The sequence below is a fragment of the Streptomyces sp. NPDC001606 genome (assembly GCF_053596835.1).
On sequence record NZ_JBSFHC010000003.1, the window covers coordinates 149,423 to 170,641 of the forward strand.

At 70.1% G+C, this 21,219-nt stretch carries 22 protein-coding genes; 19 read left to right on the forward strand and 3 right to left on the reverse strand.

The features are described 5' to 3' along the window. Nucleotides 1–17 precede the first annotated feature (17 nt). Entirely contained in the window at nucleotides 18–929 is a 912-nt protein-coding gene (locus ACWCV9_RS08200; protein ID WP_450784846.1) for a RecB family exonuclease, read from the reverse strand. A 177-nt stretch (nucleotides 930–1,106) separates the two neighbouring features. Between ACWCV9_RS08200 and ACWCV9_RS08205 the strand changes: the two genes are divergently transcribed. The 3 genes from ACWCV9_RS08205 (at nucleotide 1,107) to ACWCV9_RS08215 (ending at nucleotide 4,409) form a co-directional block, all read left to right on the forward strand. Continuing rightward, nucleotides 1,107–2,573, forward strand: coding sequence for a site-2 protease family protein (locus ACWCV9_RS08205; protein WP_450784848.1), 1,467 nt, complete (start codon nucleotides 1,107–1,109; stop codon nucleotides 2,571–2,573). Between the two features lie 74 nt (nucleotides 2,574–2,647). Beyond that, nucleotides 2,648–3,550, forward strand: coding sequence for a tRNA (adenine-N1)-methyltransferase (locus tag ACWCV9_RS08210; protein ID WP_184971000.1), 903 nt, complete (start codon nucleotides 2,648–2,650; stop codon nucleotides 3,548–3,550). Nucleotides 3,551–3,827: 277 nt separating this feature from the next. Beyond that, complete coding sequence (locus ACWCV9_RS08215; RefSeq protein WP_450784850.1) at nucleotides 3,828–4,409, forward strand: hypothetical protein; 582 nt, start codon at nucleotides 3,828–3,830, stop codon at nucleotides 4,407–4,409. 28 nt (nucleotides 4,410–4,437) lie between these two features. Here the strand turns inward: ACWCV9_RS08215 and ACWCV9_RS08220 are convergent, their stop codons facing one another. Further along, nucleotides 4,438–4,740: a ferredoxin gene (locus ACWCV9_RS08220; RefSeq protein WP_385844542.1), complete on the reverse strand. Its 303-nt coding sequence runs from the start codon at nucleotides 4,738–4,740 to the stop codon at nucleotides 4,438–4,440. Between the two features lie 511 nt (nucleotides 4,741–5,251). On the opposite strand from ACWCV9_RS08220, the gene arc reads away from it, so the two are divergent. From arc to prcA, 6 genes are all read left to right on the forward strand, one after another. Then, entirely contained in the window at nucleotides 5,252–7,018 is a 1,767-nt protein-coding gene (arc, locus tag ACWCV9_RS08225; protein ID WP_385844541.1) for a proteasome ATPase, read from the forward strand. 255 nt (nucleotides 7,019–7,273) lie between these two features. After that, nucleotides 7,274–8,785 (forward strand): depupylase/deamidase Dop, encoded by a 1,512-nt coding sequence (gene dop / locus ACWCV9_RS08230; protein WP_450784852.1) that lies wholly within the window; start codon nucleotides 7,274–7,276, stop codon nucleotides 8,783–8,785. A 172-nt stretch (nucleotides 8,786–8,957) separates the two neighbouring features. After that, a complete protein-coding gene (locus ACWCV9_RS08235) occupies nucleotides 8,958–9,176 on the forward strand; it encodes a ubiquitin-like protein Pup (RefSeq protein ID WP_020939002.1) in 219 nt (72 codons plus the stop codon). A gap of 260 nt (nucleotides 9,177–9,436) precedes the next feature. Further along, on the forward strand, nucleotides 9,437–9,811 hold the full coding sequence (locus ACWCV9_RS08240) for an endonuclease VII domain-containing protein (RefSeq protein WP_450785240.1): 375 nt from the start codon (nucleotides 9,437–9,439) through the stop codon (nucleotides 9,809–9,811). Then, nucleotides 9,763–10,608 carry a proteasome subunit beta gene (gene prcB / locus ACWCV9_RS08245; RefSeq protein WP_450784853.1) on the forward strand — a complete coding sequence of 282 codons (846 nt, stop codon included), beginning with the start codon at nucleotides 9,763–9,765 and terminating at the stop codon, nucleotides 10,606–10,608. Before ACWCV9_RS08240 ends, prcB begins: the two co-directional genes overlap by 49 nt. A 63-nt stretch (nucleotides 10,609–10,671) precedes the next feature. Further along, complete coding sequence (gene prcA, locus ACWCV9_RS08250) at nucleotides 10,672–11,418, forward strand: proteasome subunit alpha (protein ID WP_385844537.1); 747 nt, start codon at nucleotides 10,672–10,674, stop codon at nucleotides 11,416–11,418. A 72-nt stretch (nucleotides 11,419–11,490) separates the two neighbouring features. Here prcA and ACWCV9_RS08255 read toward each other — a convergent pair whose 3' ends face one another. Beyond that, nucleotides 11,491–12,507: a LacI family DNA-binding transcriptional regulator gene (locus ACWCV9_RS08255; RefSeq protein ID WP_450784855.1), complete on the reverse strand. Its 1,017-nt coding sequence runs from the start codon at nucleotides 12,505–12,507 to the stop codon at nucleotides 11,491–11,493. Nucleotides 12,508–12,677: 170 nt separating this feature from the next. Here ACWCV9_RS08255 and ACWCV9_RS08260 point away from each other — a divergent pair, with 170 nt between their 5' ends. The 10 genes from ACWCV9_RS08260 (at nucleotide 12,678) to tatC (ending at nucleotide 21,162) form a co-directional block, all read left to right on the forward strand. Next, nucleotides 12,678–13,937 carry an MFS transporter gene (locus ACWCV9_RS08260; protein WP_450784857.1) on the forward strand — a complete coding sequence of 420 codons (1,260 nt, stop codon included), beginning with the start codon at nucleotides 12,678–12,680 and terminating at the stop codon, nucleotides 13,935–13,937. A 9-nt stretch (nucleotides 13,938–13,946) separates the two neighbouring features. Beyond that, nucleotides 13,947–15,308 (forward strand): Pup--protein ligase, encoded by a 1,362-nt coding sequence (pafA, locus tag ACWCV9_RS08265; RefSeq protein ID WP_361250545.1) that lies wholly within the window; start codon nucleotides 13,947–13,949, stop codon nucleotides 15,306–15,308. A 109-nt stretch (nucleotides 15,309–15,417) separates the two neighbouring features. Then, nucleotides 15,418–16,419 carry an FKBP-type peptidyl-prolyl cis-trans isomerase gene (locus tag ACWCV9_RS08270; RefSeq protein ID WP_450784858.1) on the forward strand — a complete coding sequence of 334 codons (1,002 nt, stop codon included), beginning with the start codon at nucleotides 15,418–15,420 and terminating at the stop codon, nucleotides 16,417–16,419. Between the two features lie 86 nt (nucleotides 16,420–16,505). Further along, complete coding sequence (locus ACWCV9_RS08275) at nucleotides 16,506–16,877, forward strand: FKBP-type peptidyl-prolyl cis-trans isomerase (RefSeq protein ID WP_385844533.1); 372 nt, start codon at nucleotides 16,506–16,508, stop codon at nucleotides 16,875–16,877. Nucleotides 16,878–17,056: 179 nt separating this feature from the next. Beyond that, nucleotides 17,057–18,010 carry a helix-turn-helix transcriptional regulator gene (locus ACWCV9_RS08280; RefSeq protein WP_385844532.1) on the forward strand — a complete coding sequence of 318 codons (954 nt, stop codon included), beginning with the start codon at nucleotides 17,057–17,059 and terminating at the stop codon, nucleotides 18,008–18,010. Nucleotides 18,011–18,024: 14 nt separating this feature from the next. After that, on the forward strand, nucleotides 18,025–19,017 hold the full coding sequence (locus tag ACWCV9_RS08285) for a helix-turn-helix transcriptional regulator (RefSeq protein ID WP_385844531.1): 993 nt from the start codon (nucleotides 18,025–18,027) through the stop codon (nucleotides 19,015–19,017). 106 nt (nucleotides 19,018–19,123) lie between these two features. After that, nucleotides 19,124–19,417: a hypothetical protein gene (locus ACWCV9_RS08290; RefSeq protein ID WP_450784860.1), complete on the forward strand. Its 294-nt coding sequence runs from the start codon at nucleotides 19,124–19,126 to the stop codon at nucleotides 19,415–19,417. Between the two features lie 42 nt (nucleotides 19,418–19,459). Continuing rightward, on the forward strand, nucleotides 19,460–19,654 hold the full coding sequence (locus ACWCV9_RS08295) for a hypothetical protein (RefSeq protein ID WP_385844529.1): 195 nt from the start codon (nucleotides 19,460–19,462) through the stop codon (nucleotides 19,652–19,654). Between the two features lie 234 nt (nucleotides 19,655–19,888). Then, the gene (gene tatA, locus ACWCV9_RS08300; RefSeq protein WP_450784862.1) at nucleotides 19,889–20,173 is read left to right on the forward strand and encodes a Sec-independent protein translocase subunit TatA; all 285 of its coding nucleotides are present in this window, start codon (nucleotides 19,889–19,891) and stop codon (nucleotides 20,171–20,173) included. Between the two features lie 47 nt (nucleotides 20,174–20,220). Next, nucleotides 20,221–21,162 (forward strand): twin-arginine translocase subunit TatC, encoded by a 942-nt coding sequence (gene tatC, locus ACWCV9_RS08305; protein WP_450784864.1) that lies wholly within the window; start codon nucleotides 20,221–20,223, stop codon nucleotides 21,160–21,162. Nucleotides 21,163–21,219: the final 57 nt, after the last annotated feature.

A 21,219-nucleotide genomic window follows, 5' to 3' on the forward strand; every position in this document is an offset into this window, starting at 1 on the left:
TCCCGGAACCGGCCGCCCTACTCCGCCGCCCGCACCGGCAGCGGATAGGGCGGGGGAGTGCCGCCGAACTCCGGACAGTGCGCCCGGTGATCGCACCAGCCGCACAGCTTCGTCGGCCGCGCCCGCCACTCGCCCGTCTCCGTCGCCTGCCGGATCGCCTCCCACAGCGCCAGCAGCTTGCGCTCCACCCGCTCCAGATCGGCGAGCACCGGGTCGTACGTCAGCACGTCCCCGCTGCCCAGATACACCAGCTGCAACCGCCGCGGCACGACCCGCTTCAGCCGCCACACCACCAGGGCGTAGAACTTCATCTGGAACAGCGCGCCCTCGGCATACTCCGGCCGGGGCGCCTTGCCCGTCTTGTAGTCGACGATCCGCACCTCACCGGTCGGCGCGACGTCCACCCGGTCGATGATCCCGCGCAGCCGCAGCCCCGACTCCAGCTCCGCCTCCACGAACAGCTCCCGCTCGGCGGGCTCCAGCCGGGTCGGATCCTCCAGCGTGAACCAGCGCTCCACCAGCCGCTCCGCCTCGCCGAGCCAGCCGGCCAGCCGCTCGCCCTCGGGATCGTCGGCGAACAGCTCGGTCACCTCGGGCCGGCTCTCCCGCAGCCGGTCCCACTGGCCCGGGATCAGCGACTTGGCCCGCGGCGCGGTCCGCTCCCCGGCCGGCGCGTCGAACAACCGCTCGAGCACCGCGTGCACCAGCGTGCCGCGGGTCGCCGCCGCGCTCGGCTTCTCCGGCAGCCGGTCGATCACCCGGAACCGGTACAGCAGCGGACACTGCATGAAGTCACTGGCCCGGGACGGAGACAAGGAGGTCGGCGCCACGGCCACCCGCTCCCCGCCGCCCGCCGCCGGCTCCGCCTCGGCCTCCGCCCCGCCCGCGCCGCCCGGGAGGGCTCCCGCGTCCTCGATGCTGCTGTCCATGCCCACGACCATACGGCCCACCACTGACAGTGACCCAGCCGCCGCCCGCGCCGGGCCCGCGATCACACGGTGAACACGAGGGGTGCCGGGGCGGAACGTGCCACCACGGCCGCATACCATCGACCGGAGACCCTTCCGGCCGGCAGGTACGGAAGACGCTTCGAACGAGGGGACACCGTGGACGTGAGCGGCGGAAGCGGACAGCCGCGGTCCGGCAACGACGAGCCGGCCGAGCACCCCACCGGCCCTGCGACCCCGGCGCCCCACCCCGACCCCGCACCGGACCCGGAAGGAACGCGGCAGCCGGACAGCACCTCCGGCGCCGCACCCGAGGACACGGCAGCCACCGGGCAGCCCACCGAGGACGCGCCCGACCCGGGCGACACGACCCACCCGGACACCCCCGGCCCCCACCCCGACCCCGATGCCCCCCGCTCGCTCGCCCACTCCGGCATCGCCAAGGGCGAACCGCCACAGCCGCGAGCCAAGGAACCCGGCGGCGGCATCCTCATGGGACGGCCCTTCGGCGTCCCCGTGTATGTCGCACCGAGCTGGTTCCTCGTCGCCGCCCTGATCACCTGGGTCTTCGGCGGCCAGCTCGACCGTGTCCTGCCCGAGCTGGGCGCCGCCCGCTACCTCGTCTCCCTGTTCTTCGCGGTCGCCTTCTACGCCTCCGTCCTGGTCCACGAGCTGGCCCACACCGTCGCCGCGATCCGCTTCAAACTCCCCGTCCGCCGCATCCAGCTCCAGTTCTTCGGCGGCGTCTCCGAGATCGAGAAGGAAGCCGAGACCCCCGGCCGCGAGTTCGTCCTCGCCTTCGTCGGCCCCCTGCTCTCCCTCGTCCTCGCGGGCCTCTTCTACCTCGCCATGAAGCCCGTCGAACCCCGCTCCGTCCCCGGCATACTGCTCGCCGGCCTGATGATCTCCAACCTCATCGTGGCCGTCTTCAACCTCCTGCCCGGCCTGCCCCTCGACGGCGGCCGCATGCTCCGCGCCGTCGTCTGGAAGATCACCGGCAAGCCGATGAGCGGCACCGTCGCCGCCGCCTGGGTCGGCCGCGCCCTCGCCGTCTCCGTCCTCATCGGCCTGCCCCTGCTCAACCAGTCCGGCGCCCTCGGCGGCAGCAGCACCGACACCAACGGCATGGACACCGTCACCGACGCCCTGCTCGCCGCCATCCTCGCCGCGATCATCTGGACCGGCGCCGGCAACAGCCTGCGCATGGCCCGACTGCGCGAACACCTCCCCGAACTCCGCGCCCGCGCCCTCACCCGACGCGCCGTACCCGTCGAGACCGACACCCCCCTCTCCGAAGCCCTGCGCCGTGCCAACGCCGCCGGCGCCCGCGCCCTCGTCGTCGTCGACGCCCACGGCCACCCCCTCGCCCTGGTCCGCGAGTCCGCCATCGTCGCCGTACCCGAGCACCGCCGCCCCTGGGTCGCCGTCAGCGGCCTCGCCCAGGACCTCACCGAGGGCATGCGGGTCTCCGCCGAGCTGGCCGGCGAAGACCTCCTCGACACCCTGCGCGCCACCCCCGCCACCGAGTATCTCGTCGTCGAGGAGAACGGCGAGATCTACGGCGTCCTGTCCGCAGCCGACGTCGAACGCGCCTTCGTACGCGCCATGGCCCGCCCCGGCTCCTGACCACCCCCCGAGCCCGCCCCCCGGGCCCCCGCCACATGGTCGGCGGCCCCCGGAAAGGCCGGTAGTCTGGTCACATGTCCGAACCGACCGGTGCCGCCCGCAGGCGCGGGCCCTTCAAGGTCGGGGACCAGGTACAGCTGACCGACCCCAAGGGCCGCCACTACACGTTCACGCTCGAAGCCGGGAAGAACTTCCACACCCACAAGGGCTCCTTCCCGCACGACGAACTGATCGGCGCTCCCGAGGGCAGCGTTGTCCGCACCACCGGCAACGTGGCCTACCTCGCGCTGCGCCCCCTGCTCCCCGACTACGTCCTCTCCATGCCCCGCGGGGCAGCCGTCGTCTACCCCAAGGACGCGGGGCAGATCCTCGCCTTCGCCGACATCTTCCCCGGCGCCCGCGTCGTGGAGGCCGGTGTCGGCTCCGGCTCGCTCAGCAGCTTCCTGCTGCGCGCCATCGGCGACCAGGGCATGCTGCACTCCTACGAGCGCCGCGAGGACTTCGCCGAGATCGCCCAGGCGAACGTGGAACGCTACTTCGGCGGCCCCCACCCCGCCTGGCAGCTCACCGTCGGCGACCTCCAGGACAACCTGTCCGACACCGACGTCGACCGCGTCATCCTCGACATGCTCGCCCCCTGGGAGTGCCTGGAGGCCGTCTCCAAGGCCCTCGTCCCCGGCGGCATCCTGTGCTGCTACGTGGCCACCACCACGCAGCTCGCCCGGACCGTGGAATCCATCCGCGAGATCGGCTGCTTCAACGAGCCGACCGCCTGGGAGACCATGATCCGCAACTGGCACATCGAGGGCCTCGCCGTCCGCCCCGACCACCGCATGATCGGCCACACCGGCTTCCTGCTCACCGCCCGTCGCCTCGCCGACGGCGTCGAGCCGCCCATGCGCCGCCGCCGCCCCGCCAAGGGCGCCTACGGCGAGGACTACGCCGGGCCCAACGCCGACGGCGGCGCCGGCCGCTGACCGGCCCCACCGGGCACCACACCGCCGCACGGCACACCACACGCCGTACCGGCACACACAGAGCACAACCCAAGGGCGCCGTGCCCGAGTTCCCACCGAACCACGGGAACCCGGGCACGGCGCCCGCACGTTGACACCACACCAGGACCGGCACCCCCATGCGCGCGGGCCGCACACCCGCCGGCCGAAATCCCGGACCCCGCCGTTCCCCCGCACTGTGACGTGTGGCACCATGCTGGCCACCCCACCGGCACAGCCCTCACAGGAGACACTCCTCGTGCAGCAATCCGCCGTTCCGGAGCTCGCCCACACCCAGACCCGGCCCATCCACTGGGTCGCCACCGCCACCGCAGTAGCCGGCGTGGTGGCCCTCTCCTCCGTCCTGCAACCCGGATCGGCCACGGCCGCCCAACGCACCCCCGCCACCGGCACCAAGCCCGCCCCCGCGGCCGCCGCACCACCCGCCACCACCGGCGTGGCCTTCCCGCTGAACTGCGGACCCGTCAAAGCACTCGTCGCCAAGAAGGCCAGCGGAGACCTCGACGGCGACGGCAGACCCGAAACCGTGGCCGTCGTGCACTGCGACTCCGCCATGGGCACCCCGCCCGACGGGGTCTACGTCGTCACCCGCCCCGCCGACGGCGGCACCCCGCGCGTCGTCGCCACCCTCGTCGACCCCAAGGACCGGCTCACCGTCACCGACTTCACGCTGCACGCGCGCACCGTCGGCGCCACCCTGCTCGGCTACTCCTCGGACGACGTACCCAATTGCTGCCCCGACCTGAAGACCCCGGCCAGCTGGCAGTGGAACGGCCACGCCTTCATCCGCTCCACCCCGGCCGCGGCCCACTCCGTCTGACCCCGGCCGAACCCGCCCCGGGCCCGGCTCACTCCGCGTCGGGCCCGTACACCTCGACGCTGTCCGAAACCCGACGCACATGGATGCACTCCCCGGGACACTCCCGGGCCGAGTCCACCACGTCCGCCAGCAGCGGCAGCGGGACCGGCACCGTCGCCCCCGGAGCCTGGAGCAGCTCCTCGTCCGCGCCCTTCACATACGCCAGCCCGTCGATGTCCAGCTCGAACACCTCAGGGGCGTACTGGGCGCAGATCCCGTCGCCGGTACACAGGTCCTGATCGATCCAGACCTCCAGCGCCTCGCCCCCCGGGGCCTCCTGCTGCACGCTCATCTCTCCTGCCGTCGATACGCCGCGCGGCCCGGACACCCCGAGGGCCAGCCAGGTCCGCACCAGCGGCTGTTGAACACCCTCCGACCCTACCTCCGCCCGCAAACCGGCCACCGCCGACCACCGCCGGGTTTCCCCGCCACCCCACCCGGGTACGAGCGCCCGACCGAAACACGGCGCCCCACCCACCCCGGCCACCCCGCGAGCCGGAACACACCGTGACAGCGCCCACTCGAACCATCGCTCTGCGTGATGATCGTACGAGCGCCCTCCGGGCTGCCCGCAGACACCCCCCAGCGGACAACTCCAGCCAACCGGGAAGGGTTTTGACCACGCCATGCATGGAACAGACTGCTTTCCCTCGACGTTGAGTGGGTATCCCCTCCGTGCGAGGGAGAGCGCAACGGGTGACCGACGACACACCTTGACAGTCTTTGTGATCTAGGGGTTTCAATCGACACCCACCCAGGTAGGGTCTGGAAGCGTCCAGCTCCCCTTGGAGGAGGTGAGGACCGTGGCAGCCCACGACGACGACATGAACCGCGGCATCCGCCCGGGACGCGGGTCCGACGACCCGGCCGGGCAGATTGCCTACCTTGAGCAGGAGATCGCCGTCCTGCGCCGCAAGCTCGCCGACTCTCCGCGACACACGAGGATTCTCGAAGAGCGGATCGTCGAGCTGCAGACCAACCTGGCCGGCGTGTCCGCCCAGAACGAACGCCTGGCCAACACCCTCCGCGAGGCCCGCGACCAGATCGTGGCCCTCAAGGAAGAAGTCGACCGGCTCGCCCAGCCGCCGGCCGGCTTCGGAGTCTTCCTCGCGGCGAACGAGGACGGCACCGCCGACATCTTCACCGGCGGCCGCAAACTCCGGGTGAACGTCAGCCCAAGCGTCGAACTCGACGACCTGCGCCGCGGCCAGGAAGTCATGCTCAACGAAGCGCTCAACGTGGTCGAGGCCATGGAATTCGAGCGCGTCGGCGACATCGTCACCCTCAAGGAGATCCTCGAGGACGGCGAACGAGCCCTCGTGCTCGGGCACACCGACGAGGAGCGGGTGGTACGGCTCGCCGAGCCGCTGCTGGACGTCACCATCCGCCCCGGCGACGCCCTCCTGCTCGAACCCCGCTCCGGATACGTCTACGAGGTCGTCCCCAAGAGCGAGGTCGAGGAACTCGTCCTCGAAGAGGTCCCCGACATCGGGTACGAAGCCATCGGCGGCCTCGGCAACCAGATCGAGGCCATCCGCGACGCGGTCGAGCTGCCGTACCTCTACCCCGACCTGTTCAAGGAGCACGAGCTGCGCCCGCCCAAGGGCGTCCTGCTCTACGGCCCCCCCGGCTGCGGCAAGACACTCATCGCCAAGGCCGTCGCCAACTCGCTCGCCAAGAAGGTCGCCGAAGTCACCGGCCAGGCCGCCGGCAAGAGCTTCTTCCTGAACATCAAGGGCCCCGAGCTGCTCAACAAGTACGTCGGCGAGACCGAGCGGCAGATCCGCCTCGTCTTCCAGCGTGCCCGCGAGAAGGCCAGCGAGGGCACCCCCGTCATCGTCTTCTTCGACGAGATGGAGTCCCTCTTCCGCACCCGCGGCTCCGGCGTCAGCTCCGACGTCGAGAACACCATCGTCCCCCAGCTCCTCGCCGAGATCGACGGCGTCGAGGGCCTCCAGAACGTGGTCGTCATCGGCGCCTCCAACCGCGAGGACATGATCGACCCGGCCATCCTGCGCCCCGGCCGCCTCGACGTGAAGATCAAGATCGAGCGCCCGGACGCCGAGGCCGCCAAGGACATCTTCGGCAAGTACCTCACGGAGCGCCTCCCCCTGCACGGAGACGACCTCACCGAACACGGCGGAGACAAGAGCGCCACGGTCCAGGCCATGATCCAGACCGCGGTCGAGCACATGTACGCCGAGTCCGAGGAGAACCGCTTCCTGGAGGTCACCTACGCCAACGGCGACAAGGAAGTCCTCTACTTCAAGGACTTCAACTCCGGCGCCATGATCGAGAACATCGTCGGCCGCGCCAAGAAGATGGCGATCAAGGACTTCCTCGAGAAGAACCAGAAGGGCCTCCGCGTCTCCCACCTCCTCCAGGCCTGCGTGGACGAGTTCAAGGAGAACGAGGACCTGCCCAACACCACCAACCCCGACGACTGGGCCCGCATCTCCGGAAAGAAGGGCGAACGGATCGTCTACATCCGCACCCTCATCACCGGCAAGCAGGGCGCGGACACCGGACGCTCCATCGACACGGTGGCCAACACCGGACAGTACCTGTAACCACAGGGCGGCTGCGGGTGCCCACACCGGGTACCCGCAGCCGACTGCTTTCCAGGCCACGATCAGGCCACAACCGGGCCACGACCGCAGCAGGCAATTGACGCAAATGATCTCCCCACCAGCGCAAAGGCGTTCTAGGCTCGTTCCTACCGCCGAGTCGCGCAGTGCGGGGACGGGCACCGCACACGCGCCGCAGCACCAGCGGTACGCAAGCGACGCCCACGACCGAGGGTGCCGCCGGGCAAGGAGGGCCGCATGACCGTACGGCGAGTAATGGGCATCGAGACGGAGTACGGGATCTCCGTCCCCGGCCACCCGAACGCCAATGCCATGCTCACCTCGTCCCAGATCGTCAACGCCTACGCGGCGGCGATGCACCGGGCCCGCCGGGCCCGCTGGGACTTCGAGGAGGAGAACCCGCTACGCGACGCGCGAGGCTTCGACCTCGCCCGCGAGGCCGCCGACGCCAGCCAGCTCACCGACGAGGACATCGGCCTCGCCAACGTCATCCTCACCAACGGCGCACGCCTCTACGTCGACCACGCCCACCCCGAATACAGCGCCCCCGAGGTCACCAACCCCCGCGACGCCGTCCTCTGGGACAAGGCCGGCGAACGCATCATGGCCGAGGCCGCCGAGCGAGCCGCCCAGCTCCCCGGCGCCCAGCCGATCCACCTCTACAAGAACAACACCGACAACAAGGGCGCCAGCTACGGCACGCACGAGAACTACCTGATGAAGCGGGAGACCCCCTTCTCGGACATCGTGCGCCACCTCACGCCCTTCTTCGTCTCCCGCCAGGTCTTCGCCGGCGCCGGCCGCGTCGGCATCGGCCAGGACGGGCATGAACACGGCTTCCAGCTCAGCCAGCGCGCGGACTACTTCGAGGTCGAGGTCGGCCTCGAGACCACCCTGAAACGCCCCATCATCAACACCCGCGACGAACCCCACGCGGACGCCGAGAAGTACCGCCGCCTCCATGTGATCATCGGCGACGCCAACCTCTCGGAGATCTCCACCTACCTCAAGCTGGGCACGACCGCCCTGGTCCTGTCCATGATCGAGGACGCCTTCATCGCCGTCGACCTCGCCGTCGACCAGCCCGTCCGCACCCTGCACCAGGTCTCCCACGACCCGTCCCTCAAGCGCCTGGTCACCCTCCGCAGCGGCCGCACACTCACCGCGGTCCAGTTGCAGATGGAGTACTACGAGCTGGCCCGCAAATACGTCGAGGAACGCTACGGCGCCGACGCCGACGACCAGACCAAGGACGTCCTCAGCCGCTGGGAGGACACCCTCACCCGGCTCGAGAACGACCCCATGAGCCTGGCCGGCGAACTCGACTGGGTCGCCAAGCGCGAACTCATGGAGGGCTACCGGCGCCGCGACGGCCTCGACTGGGACGCCGCCCGGCTTCACCTCGTCGACCTCCAGTACGCCGACGTACGCGCCGAGAAGGGCCTCTACAACCGCCTCGCCGCCCGCGGCCGCATGAAGCGGCTGCTGGACGAGACCGAGGTCGACCGCGCCCGCACGCAGCCCCCGGAGGACACCCGCGCCTACTTCCGCGGCCGCTGCCTGGAGCAATACGCCGACGACGTGGCGGCGGCAAGCTGGGACTCGGTCATCTTCGACCTTCCCGGGCGGGACTCGCTCCAGCGCGTTCCAACCCTGGAACCGCTACGCGGAACGCGAAATCACGTCAAGGAACTGCTGGACCGCTGCCGCACCGCGGAAGACCTGGTCAGGGTCCTGTCAGGCGGCTGAGCGGGCCAGGGGGTACCCGGCGGGCCCCGGGCCGGCAGGGTGGAAACCCGGCCCGCCAGGGAATCATCGCAGTGGCCCCCGTACGTTGCAGAAACTGCGGGGCCGATGTCGGACCCGGCTTGTAGGGTCTGATCATCACCGATCGGCAGGCTAACTGAGCGGGGTGAGGGTTATGGCAACCAAGGACACCGGCGGCGGTCAGCAGAAGGCCACGCGCTCGACCGAGGAGGTCGAGGAGCAGGCGCAGGACGCGCAGGCCTCGGAGGACCTGAAGGAACGGCACGAGAAGCTGTCGGACGACGTGGACTCGGTGCTGGACGAAATCGATGATGTGCTCGAGGAGAACGCAGAGGATTTCGTGAGGTCCTTCGTTCAGAAGGGTGGCGAGTGATTTCACCTTTGGTTCAAAGGTGAAGTCGGGGGATTCTCGGGGTGAGTCAAGAGTCAGCTTCGAGGCGCTGCTCGCGGTGCAAGCAGCAACTGCCGCGTTCGGCGTTCGCAAGCAACAGGTCCACGTCCGATGGCCTCCAGGCGTATTGCCGGGAGTGTGCTGCCACGTACTACCGGCAGCGTCAGGAGGCCAAGGGCAAGAAGGTCCGGGAGAAGGTACCTGTCCCGCAGGGGCACAAGCGCTGCCCGCAGTGCGAAGTGGTGAAGCCATTGTGCGAATGGGAGCGCAACAAGTCCTCCTCGGACGGTTGGGCGAGCTACTGCCGTGCGTGCCGGGCGGAGCGGAACAGGGTCAGCTACTTCAAGCGCAAGTACGGTCTCACTGAAGCCGAGCGCGACCTGCTGGTCGCCTCCCAAGGTGGCGTCTGCTGCATATGTCTTGCGGCTCCGCCCGCACATGTGGATCACTGCCATGAGACGGGTAGGGTCCGTGGCGTACTGTGCTTCAGCTGCAACGCCGCGCTGGGGCAGTTCAAGGATCGGCCCGATGCAATAAGGCGGGCTGCTGCCTATGTGGAAGGAATCGCGTGGAAGCCAACACTCGTAGCACCGGGCGTCTACCAGCTGCCTTCCTGACGCCTGGGTCCTCGTCCTTCATGGACTTCCTCTCCGAGCACCAGCCCGAGCTGCTGCCCGGCAACCGTCAGCTGCCCCCCACCCAGGGGGTGATCGAGGCGCCGCACGGGACGACCATCGTGGCCGTCACGTTCCCCGGTGGCGTGGTGCTGGCCGGTGACCGCCGGGCCACGATGGGCAATGTGATCGCTCAGCGGGACATCGAGAAGGTGTTCCCGGCGGACGAGTACTCGGCCGTCGGTATCGCCGGCACCGCCGGTCTGGCCGTGGAGATGGTCAAGCTCTTCCAGCTGGAGCTGGAGCACTTCGAGAAGGTCGAGGGTGCTCAGCTGTCGCTGGAGGGCAAGGCGAACCGGCTGTCGACGATGATCCGGTCCAACCTGGGCATGGCCATGCAGGGGCTGGCCGTGGTCCCGCTCTTCGCGGGGTACGACCTGGACCGGGAGAGGGGGCGCATCTTCTCGTACGACGTGACGGGCGGCCGGAGCGAGGAGCACAACTTCGCGGCGACCGGTTCCGGCTCGATCTTCGCCCGTGGTGCGATGAAGAAGCTGTTCCGTGACGACCTGACCGAGGAGCAGGCCACCACGCTGGTGGTGCAGGCGCTCTACGACGCGGCAGACGACGACTCGGCGACCGGTGGTCCCGATGTCGCCCGCCGGATCTATCCGATCATCACGGTGATCACCGAGGACGGCTACCGCCGGCTCACCGAGGACGAGTCCTCCGAGCTCTCCCGTTCGGTGTTGCAGCGGCGCCTGGAGGAGCCCGACGGCCCGAAGGCGGCGCTGCTCTGAGGCGTGTGCCCGGTTTCTTTTCAAGGTGATCCAGTGACCATGACAGAAAGGGACGGATAACCGGTGTCGACGCCGTTCTATGTCTCACCCCAGCAGGCCATGGCGGACCGTGCGGAGTACGCCCGGAAGGGCATCGCCCGGGGTCGCAGCCTGGTGGTCATGCAGTATGCCGACGGCATTGTGTTCGTCGGTGAGAACCCGTCCCGTGCGCTGCACAAGTTCAGCGAGATCTACGACCGGATCGGTTTCGCGGCCGCCGGTAAGTACAACGAGTACGAGAACCTGCGTATCGGTGGTGTCCGGTATGCGGATCTGCGCGGTTACACCTATGACCGTGATGATGTGACCGCGCGTGGTCTGGCGAATGTGTATGCGCAGACGCTGGGCACGATCTTCTCTTCGGCGGCGGAGAAGCCGTACGAGGTGGAGCTGGTCGTGGCGGAGGTGGGGGAGACCCCGGAGGGGGATCAGATCTACCGGCTGCCGCATGACGGTTCGATCGTGGACGAGCACGGTTCGGTCGCGGTGGGTGGCAATGCCGAGCAGATCAGCGGTTTCCTGGATCAGCGCCATCAGGACGGGATGAGCCTGGCGGAGGCGTTGAAGCTGGCCGTGCAGGCGCTGTCGCGGGATACGAACGGCACTGAGCGGGAGATTCCGGCGGAGCGTCTGGAGGTCGCGGTGCTGGATCGTACGCGGCCTCAGAAGCGCAAGTTCAAGCGGATCGTGGGGCGTCAGCTGTCGCGTCTGCTGGCGGCGGACGGCGCGGCCACGGAGGCGGAGAGTGCGGAGGAGCCGGAGGGCGAGTAGTCCTTCGTCGCTGTGTGTGTCGGGGTGCCCCGGTCGGTCGTCCGGCCGGGGCTTCCTGCTGTCCCGGGGTGGTCAGGGGGCCGGTGGGGGTGCTGTGGAGCCGCGGACGACGAGTTCGACGGGGATGTCGCCGCTGTGCGGTTCGCGGCCGTCCAGGACGGCCAGGAGGGCGTGCATGCCGCGTTCGCCGAACAGCTCGGCGTCCAGGCGGACGGTGGTGAGTTCGGGGTCCATGGCGGTGGCGAGGGCGAGGTCGTCGAGGCCGGTGACGGAGATGTCGTCGGGGATGCGCAGGCCGAGGCGGCGCAGGGCCTTGTAGGCGCCGGCGGCGAGTTTGTCGTCGTCGCAGACGACGGCGGTGGGGCGGGGGCCGGGGGTGCGCAGTGCCGTCTCGGTGGCGGCGCGGGCGTCCTCGATGGAGATGGGGGCGCGGGCGGTGCTGAGGTGGGTGCCGGGTACGGCGGCCAGCTGGGCGGCGAGTTCCCTGGCGCGCATCTCGAAGGTCCAGGAGGGGATGTCGGCGGCGAGGTGGAGGATGCGGCGGTGGCCGAGGCCGAGGAGGTGGGTGGCGACCTGGCGTACTCCGTCGGCGATGTCGAGGTTGACGGTGGCGGCGCCGAGGCTGCCGTGCGGGTCGCTGTCGAGCATGACGAGGGGGAGCTGGTCGCCGCGGATGGCGGTGAGGGCGTCGGCGGCCATGGAGGAGGCGATGACGCCGTCGAGTGCGGCCTGTGCGGAGGCGAAGGGGTCGCGGGCGGGGCCGATGCCTTCGGGTGAGGGGTAGAGGACGACGCCGAAGCCGTTCTCGGCTGCGACGCGCGCGGCTCCGGTGTAGACGCCGCCGTAGAACTCGGTGGTGAGGGCGGGGACGACGAGGAGCACGGTGCGGGTGTGGCCGAGGCGGAGGTTGCGGGCGGCGAGGTTGGGGCGGTAGCCGAGGTCGTGGGCGGCTTCGCGGACGCGCTGGGCGGTGGTCTCGGAGACGCGGCCGCGCCATTTGTCGCCGAGGACGAGCGAGACGGCCGCCTGGGAGACGCCGGCGGCCTGGGCGACGTCCCGGCTGGTCGGGCGCGTGCTGCTGCGTGCCACCGTGGGCCTGCTCCTCTGTGTGGGCGGGGTCGTGTGCCGTGCGGGTCGGGTTCCGCCGTGTGGACGGGTGAACTGCGCACATGGTACGTATGAGAGGGGACGTTATACGTAACACTTCGGTGTGCTCCGGATCGACGCGGTGCACCGGGCGGGCCGGCGGAGGGCAGGACATGGCCACGGGATATCTGGAGATACTCCGGGCGCGGCACGCGCTCCGGCTGCTGACCGGCACCCTGGTGGGCCGGCTGCCGAACGCGACCGCGGCGATCGCCCTGGTGCTGTTCGTCCGCGCGGAGGGCGGTACGTACAGCCTGGCGGGTGCGCTGGCGGCCGTGTACGGCGTCGCCAACGCCGTCGGTCAGCCGGTGCTGGGCCGGCTGGTGGACGTGTACGGGCAGCCGCGGGTGCAGTTGCCGGCGGCGGTGCTGTCGGCGCTGGCGATGGCGGTGTTCGCCTTCAGCGGCACCGATCCGCTGCCGCTCGCGTATGCGGCGGTCGCCCTTGCGGGGCTGTTCGCTCCGCCGCTGGAGGGCGGTCTTCGGGCGCTGTGGCCGTCCGTGGTGCGCGGTGAGGAGCAGGTGCACGCGGCGTACGCGATGGACGCGGTCGCGCAGGAGATCATGTACACGGTGGGGCCGCTGCTGGTGACGGTGTGCGTGTCGCTGTGGGACGAGCGGGTGGCGCTGCTGGTGCTGAACCTGCTGGGTGTGCTGGGGGCGCTGTCGGTGGTCGTGTCGCGGCCTTCGCGCGCGTGGCGGTCGGCGCCGCGGGAGGCGCACTGGCTGGGTGCGCTGCGTTCGCCGGGGCTGCTGGTGCTGCTCGCGGCGTTCCTGTTCGTGGGTATCGCGCTGGGCTCGATCACGGTCGCCTCGGTGTCGTACGCGGACGGGCACGGTGGTGACGCGGTGTACGGCTGGCTGATGGCGGGACTGGGGCTCGGGGCGCTGGCCGGGGGGACGGTCTACGGTGCCCGGCGGTGGGCGGGGGCGCCGGAGCGGCGACTGCGGGTGCTGGTGGCGCTTCTGGCGGTGTGTTACCTGCCGCTGATGCTGCGGCCGCAGGCGCCGGCCATGGTGGTGCTGAGTGTGGTGTCGGGGGTGTTCCTGGCGCCGTGCATCGCGTGTGCGTTCATCATCGTGGACCGGCATGCGCCGCGGGGTACGGTCACGGAGGCGTTCTCGTGGCTCGTGACCACGTTCACGGTGGGCGCGTCGGTGGGAACGGGCCTGGCCGGGCCGGTGGTCCAGGCCGGTGGCACGCTGTGGGGTTTCGCGCTGCCGGGGGCCTCGGGGGCGGTGTCGTTGCTGGTGCTGCTCACCACCGGAGGGGTCCTCGCAGCTCCCGCGCGGGGCGGGGTCGTTGCGGCTTCATCGGAAAATGATCCAAATCGTGCTGTCGAACCCCGTTTCAGCTCGGGGGATCGGGCGTAATGTTCCCTCATGGACCGCCGCATTTTCGGGCTGGAGAACGAGTACGGCGTCACGTGCACGTTCAGGGGACAGCGCCGCCTGTCTCCTGACGAGGTGGCGCGGTACCTCTTCCGCCGTGTCGTGTCATGGGGCCGCAGCAGTAATGTCTTTCTGCGAAACGGCGCCCGGCTCTATCTCGACGTGGGCTCACATCCGGAATACGCGACACCCGAATGTGACAACGTGATCGAACTGGTCACCCACGACAAGGCCGGCGAGCGCATTCTCGAAGGACTCCTGGTGGACGCGGAACGACGCCTGCACGAGGAGGGAATCGCGGGCGACGTCTACCTCTTCAAGAACAACACCGACTCGGCGGGCAACTCGTACGGCTGCCATGAGAACTACCTGGTGGCGCGGCACGGGGAGTTCTCGAGGCTCGCGGACATCCTCATCCCCTTCCTGGTCACGCGGCAGCTGCTGTGCGGGGCGGGGAAGGTGTTGCAGACCCCGCGCGGGGCGGTGTACTGCGTGAGTCAGCGCGCGGAGCACATCTGGGAGGGTGTCTCGTCGGCCACGACGCGTTCGCGGCCGATCATCAACACGCGCGACGAACCGCACGCGGACGCCGAGCGGTACCGGCGGCTGCATGTCATCGTCGGTGACTCGAACATGTCCGAGACGACGATGCTGCTGAAGGTCGGTGCGACCGATCTGGTGCTGCGCATGATCGAGGCGGGCACGGTGATGCGCGATCTCACCCTGGAGAACCCGATCCGGGCGATCCGCGAGGTGAGTCACGACATCACGGGCCGCCGCAAGGTGCGGCTGGCCAGCGGGCGGGAGGCGTCGGCGCTGGAGGTGCAGCGCGAGTACTTCGACAAGGCCGTCGACTTCTGCGACCGGCGCGGTATCCGCACGGGTACGGTCGCCCAGGTGCTGGAGCTGTGGGGCCGTACGCTCGACGCGATCGAGACCGAGGAACTGGACCGGATCGCCACCGAGATCGACTGGGTGATGAAGTACAAGCTCATCGAGCGGTACCGGGCGAAGCACAACATGACCATGTCGCATCCGCGGGTGGCGCAGATAGACCTCGCCTACCACGACATCCACCGGCGTCGTGGTCTGTACTACCTGCTGGAGAAGAAGGGTCAAGCGGCCCGGGTCTGCAACGACTTGAAGATCTTCGAGGGCAAGTCGGTTCCGCCGCAGACCACTCGGGCCCGGCTGCGGGGCGACTTCATCCGCCGGGCGCAGGAGCAGCGCAGGGACTTCACGGTCGACTGGGTGCACCTGAAGCTCAATGACCAGGCGCAGCGCACGGTGTTGTGCAAGGACCCGTTCCGTTCGGTGGACGACCGGGTGGAGAAGCTGATCGCCGGAATGTAGTGCGCGGGAACGCCACACGGGCGCCGTACGTTTCCCGTACGGCGCCCTTCTCACGCCGTAGAGTTGCGCGCACGCCATCCGCAAGATCGACCGATTACGAGGCTGTTCCGTGCGCCGACGTTCACTTCTTCTCGCCGCCGTACCCGCAGGACTGGTGACGCTCGCCGGTTGTGGTGACGGCAAGTCCGGCTCCGGCAAGACCGGTGCCTCGCCGGCGGCCTCGGTGTCCGCCGCGCCGCCGCCCAAGATCGTGGAGGGGCCGCTGCCGGCCGTCACCGCGGGGACGCGGTTCGGGGAGAAGCCGACGGTCGCCAAGGGGCCGGGGGAGCCGTCGAAGAACCTGGCGGTGAAGACGCTCATCGCCGGCAATGGCCGTCCGGCCGTGGAGAACGACTTCATCAAGGCCCACTATCTCGGTCAGATCTGGGACACCGGCAAGGTCTTCGACAACTCCTACGACCGGGGGCGCCCGCTGGTCATGCAGCTCGCGCAGGGCAGCATCATCGACGGCTGGCGGTATGCGCTCACCGGCAAGAAGGTGGGCAGCCGGGTCGAGATCGCGGTCCCTCCGGCCTTGGGGTACGGCTCGGCCGGGCAGCCGCAGGCCGGTATCAAGGGCACCGACACGCTGGTCTTCGTCATCGATCTGATGGAGGTCTACGACTCCAAGAGCTCCGCGCACGGCGACCCGGTCCCGCAGACCGACGCGTCGCTGCCGAAGGTGGCGACCAACACCGACGGCACCGTGCCGAAGGTGACCATCCCGAAGACCGACCCGCCGAAGAAGCTGGTCTCGGAGTATGTGCTGGAGGGCGACGGCGAGGAGCTGAAGGCCGACCAGACCATCCTGTGCCAGTTCCAGGGGCTGGTGTGGGAGTCCGGCAAGACGTTCCAGCGGACGTACGGTTCCGGGCGGCTCAGCCAGTTCTCGCTGGAGCAGATCGGGCAGGTGATCAAGGGGCTGTCGCAGGGCCTGACCGGCAAGAAGGTGGGCAGTCGGGTGCTGATCGTGGTGCCGCCGGAGCTGGGTTACAGCACGCTTCCGCAGGGCGGTGTCATCAAGAAGGACTCCACGCTGGTGTACACGGTGGACATCCTGGCGGCGATGTAGCCGGCCCGGGCCGGTGGCCGACGGAAGAGGCGCCGGGATGAAAGACTGTCCGTGTTTGATGTCGTACACACGCAGGAGCTTTTGACGTGAACATCGAGAAGCCCGAGGTCGACTTCCCCGAGGGTGCGCCTCCGGCGGATCTTGAGATCAAGGACATCTGGGAGGGCGACGGCGAGGTGGCCCAGGCGGGTCAGACCGTCACCGTCCACTACGTGGGTGTGGCCTTCAGCACCGGCGAGGAGTTCGACGCCAGCTGGAACCGTGAGACGCCGTTCCGCTTCCCGCTGGGTGCGGGCCGTGTCATCCAGGGCTGGGACCTGGGTGTGCAGGGCATGAAGGTCGGCGGCCGGCGCCGGCTGACCATCCCCGCCCACCTCGCCTACGGCGACCAGAGCCCGACCCCGGCGATCAAGCCGGGCGAGACCCTGATCTTCGTGGTGGACCTCCTCGCGGTCTGATCCACCGGTGATCCGCGTCTGATCCGGTGCGGTCCGTGCCTGCTGTGCCGGCCGGTCCGACCGGATCCGATCACCTGGGGCCCATGCCTGTCCGGGCATGGGCCCTCGGCTTTTGTGACCGCGCCACGGAGCGGTACGGTCATCGTTCGTAAGCACCATAGGGAAGGCGAAGGGCGTCGATGGCCATTGCCAAGGCCGAGCGGCTGATGAACCTCGCGCTGTGCCTGCTCGGAACACGGCGGCCGCTCAGCAAGCGTGAGCTGCGCGAGTCGGTCGAGGCCTACATCGAGGCGGGCTCGGACGACTCCTTCAACCGGATGTTCGAGCGGGACAAGGACGACCTGCGCGAGCTGGGCCTGGTCATCGCGACCGTGGAGAACATCGAGGGCGAGGTCGGCTATCTCGCCCGCCGCGACAGCAACCGCCTGCCCCCGATCACCCTGGACGCCGAGGAGGCCGCCGCGCTCGGCCTCGCCGCGAAGGTCTGGCAGCAGGCCCGGCTGGCCGGCGCGGCCAGCGGTGCCTTGCAGAAGCTGCGGGCCGCGGGGCTGCCCGAGGACGTCGACCCGTACGAGGCCCATGGCGCGCTGGAGCCGCGCATCCCGGTGCACGAGGCCGCCTTCGAACCGCTGATGCTGGCCTGCCGGGACCGCCGTCCGGTCGTCTTCGACTACCGCAAGGCGTCCGCCGCGCACCCGGAGACCCGGACCGTGGAGCCGTGGGCGCTGGAGTGCTGGCGCGGCCACTGGTACCTGGCCGGCTTCGACCGGGACCGGGGCGCCGAGCGGGTCTTCAGGCTGTCCCGCATCACCGGCCGGGTCCGCTCCCGCGGTACGCCGTTCACCGCGCCCGTGCCGGACGTGGTCACCGTGCGGGAGACTGTGGCGAGCTGGGCGGGCGAGATCGCCGACCGCTCCGCGCTGATCCGGCTGCGCTCCGGCGCCGGTTACCCCCTTCGGGCGAAGGCCACCAAGGTGCGGGAACTCGGCGACGGCTGGGACGAGTTGGAGATTCCGTACGGGCACGGCCTGGACGCCTGGCTGGTCGAGTTCGGGCCGGACGTGGTGGTCCTGGAGCCGGCCGAGCTGCGTGCGGACGTGGTGGACCGGCTGCGCGCCGTGGCCAAGGACTGAGAGGGGGAGCGGCAGTGGCAGGCAAACCGGTCAGGCCCGTGAACGCCATCGACCAGACCCGGCGGATGCTCTCCCTGGTGACCTATCTGCGCGAGCGCCCCGGCGCCCGGATCGCGGACGTCGCCCGGGCGTTCGGCATCACCGAGGACGAGCTGGTCGCCGACCTGGATCTGCTGCCCATGTGCGGCACCAGCTTCCGCGGCGGCGATCTGCTGGACATCGACACCGACGGCGAGCGCATCTGGTGGCACAACCCGGCCGCGCTCGGCGAGGAGGCCGCCGAGCCGCTGCGGCTCGCGGCGGACGAGGCCACCGCACTGCTGGTGGCCGCCCGCGCGGTGGCCACCCTGCCCGGCCTCCGGGAAAGCGACCGGCAGGCGCTGCTGCGCGCGACCGCCAAGGTGGAGACCGCGGCCGGGGAGGCCGCGGGCGCCAGCTCCCGGCTGTCGGTGACCTTCGAGTCCGAGGGCGGGGTCTTCGCCGACGTGGACCGGGCGATCTCCGAGCGGCGCCGGCTGTGGATCCGCTACTACTCGCCCGCGCGGGACGAGGTCAGCGAGCGGGAGATCGACCCCATCCGCCTGGTCAGCGTCGGCCACACCTATGTGGAGGCCTGGTGCCGCCGCTCGGAGGCCCGGCGCACCTTCCGGCTCGACCGGGTCGCCGAGATCAGAATCCTGGACGAGCCGTCCGCACCGCCCGAGATAGAGCTGCGCGACCTGTCCGAGGGGCTGGTGCAGCCGGCCGCCGAGGATCCCGAGGTGGTGATCGAGGTGGGGCCGGGCGGCCGCTGGGTCGCCGAGTACTACCCGCACGACAGCGCGGACGAACTGCCCGACGGCGGGCTGCGGATCACTCTGCGCACCCCCGATCCGGCCTCCCTGCGCCGGCTGGCGCTGCGGCTCGGCCGGGACGGCCGGATCGTCTCCCCGCCGGAGCTGGCCGAGAGCGCCCGGACGGCGGCCGCGCAGGCGCTGGCGGCGTACGACACGGCGCCGGCGGAGTGAGCGGCCGGCACCCGGAAGGCGGCCGGCCCCGGCGGCCGGGTGGCGGCGCGCCGCGGCGTCTTCCAGCGGCGTGCCGGGCGAACGACCAGGAGAAGGAGCGAGTGCGGTGAGCGAGTCTCCGGTGACCGGTGCGAGCGAGATGACGGTGGCGGCGGCCTTCGCCGGGATGCGACGGGTGGCGCCCGTGGTGTTCCGGGCCGGCTGCCCGGACTGCCGGGGCCGCTTCGAGCTGGCCGCGAGCGCGCTGCGGCTCGCCATCGGCGCCAGCAGCCGGACCACGTTCTACTCCTTCACCTGCCCGGAGTGCGGTGCCGCCGTGCGCAAACCGGCCGGGGAGCGCATCGTCGAGCTGCTCACCGGCGGCGGGGTGCGGACCCTGCGGCTGCACTCCACGGTGTAGGCGGCTGCGGCTCCCGGGGCGGGACGGTCTAGTCTCGACGTCATGTTCTGGCCGATGTTCGCGGTAGCCATGGGTTTTCTGGGTCTGGCCGTGCTGGGGGTGCTCGCCGTCCGGGTCTTCCTGGAGGCGCGGCGCCTCGGGCAGCAGGTCGCCGACTCCGCGCGCCGTATCAACAGGGCGGCCGAGGAGCTGGAGCGGGCCACCGTGAGCGCGGCCCGGACCGTGGACGCGCTGTGAGCGTGATGTCATGCGCTTTGGGTCACTTCGCCCTGTCACCTTGACCGTCCGGCCAGGTACGCTGCTGGTCGCGGCCCGGAGTACGAGGCGCGGTCCGCGGAAGCGGGCGTACGCACAGGGATTGTCCACCGTTCATCCCTGCGCGTTACGATCGCTGCCAGCACGATGGTCAGACACTTGTCCGACCCGTCGGACATGCCCCGCCGCCCCGCCTCAGTGAGAAGGTGAAGACTTATGTTTCGTGGCGCACTTGAGCCGTGGCACCTGGTGCTGCTGATTCTCGTGATCGTCCTCGTGTTCGGTTCCAAGAAGCTTCCGGACATGGCGCGCTCCCTCGGCAAGTCCGCGCGCATCCTCAAGAGCGAGGCGAAGGCCATGAAGGAGGAGGGCAAGCAGCCCACCGCCTCCGCGCAGTCCACCGAGGAGCAGACCCCGGCTCAGCGCACGATCCAGGCGGCGCCCGGCGACGTGACCAGCTCCCGCCCGGTCAACGAGCCGACCGACACCACCCAGCGCTGACGCGAGGACCGGGGCGTCCGGTCCGCTGCACGAGATGAGGATGTGGGTTGCTCAAGCCTGCCCGCAAGAAGGAGAGGGACCCCGAGGGGCGGATGCCGCTCGCGGATCACTTGCGTGAGCTGCGCAACCGGCTCGCCAAGGGTGTCCTGGCGATCCTGGTCGTCACCGTGGTGGCGGCTTTCTTCTACAAGGACATCATCGACGTCATCACCAGGCCGGTGCTGGACTCGATCGGATGCTCGCAGACCTTCGGCGAGCTGGCCAAGTCCAAGGACGCCCACTGTGCGCACATCACGGTCAGCGGCCTGCTGGCGCCGTTCACCCTTGCCCTGAAGGTCGCGCTGACGGCCGGCATCGTGCTGGCCGCACCGGTGTGGCTGTACCAGCTGTGGGCGTTCGTCGCGCCCGGCCTGCACCGGCACGAGAAGAAGTACGCCTACGCGTTCGTCGGGATGGGCTTCCCGCTCTTCCTCGGCGGCGGCTACCTCGCCTACCACGTGCTGCCCACGACGGCGAAGTTCATGATCGACCTGACGCCCAGCGGCGCGGAGAACCTGCTGCCGTTGGACGACCTGCTCGACCTGGTCACGCGCATGGTCGTCGTCTTCGGTCTCGCCTTCGAGATGCCGCTGCTCCTGGTCATGCTCAACCTCACCGGCGTGCTGTCCGGGCGGCGCATGCTCGGCTGGTGGCGCGGCATGGTCGTCGGCATCGCCGCCTTCGCGGCCGCGGCCACGCCCAGCCCCGACCCGGGCACGATGCTGGCGCTGGCCGCGCCGATCTGGGCGCTGTTCTTCATCGCCGCTGCCTTCGCGCTGCTCAACGACCGGCGCCGGGCGCGCCGCGAGGCCCAGGGACCCGCCGACGACGAGGCCTCCGAGCTGGACCTCACGCCCGAGGAGATCGGCGAGGTGGAGGCCGTGTCCGCGTCCGCCGCCCCCGAGCGGCCCGGCCTCGACCGGGTCAACGGCTACGACGACGTGACGTGATCTGCCCGTCACCCGCAGCAGCTGCGACGCCCCCGCCCCGGATGACCACCGGGCCGG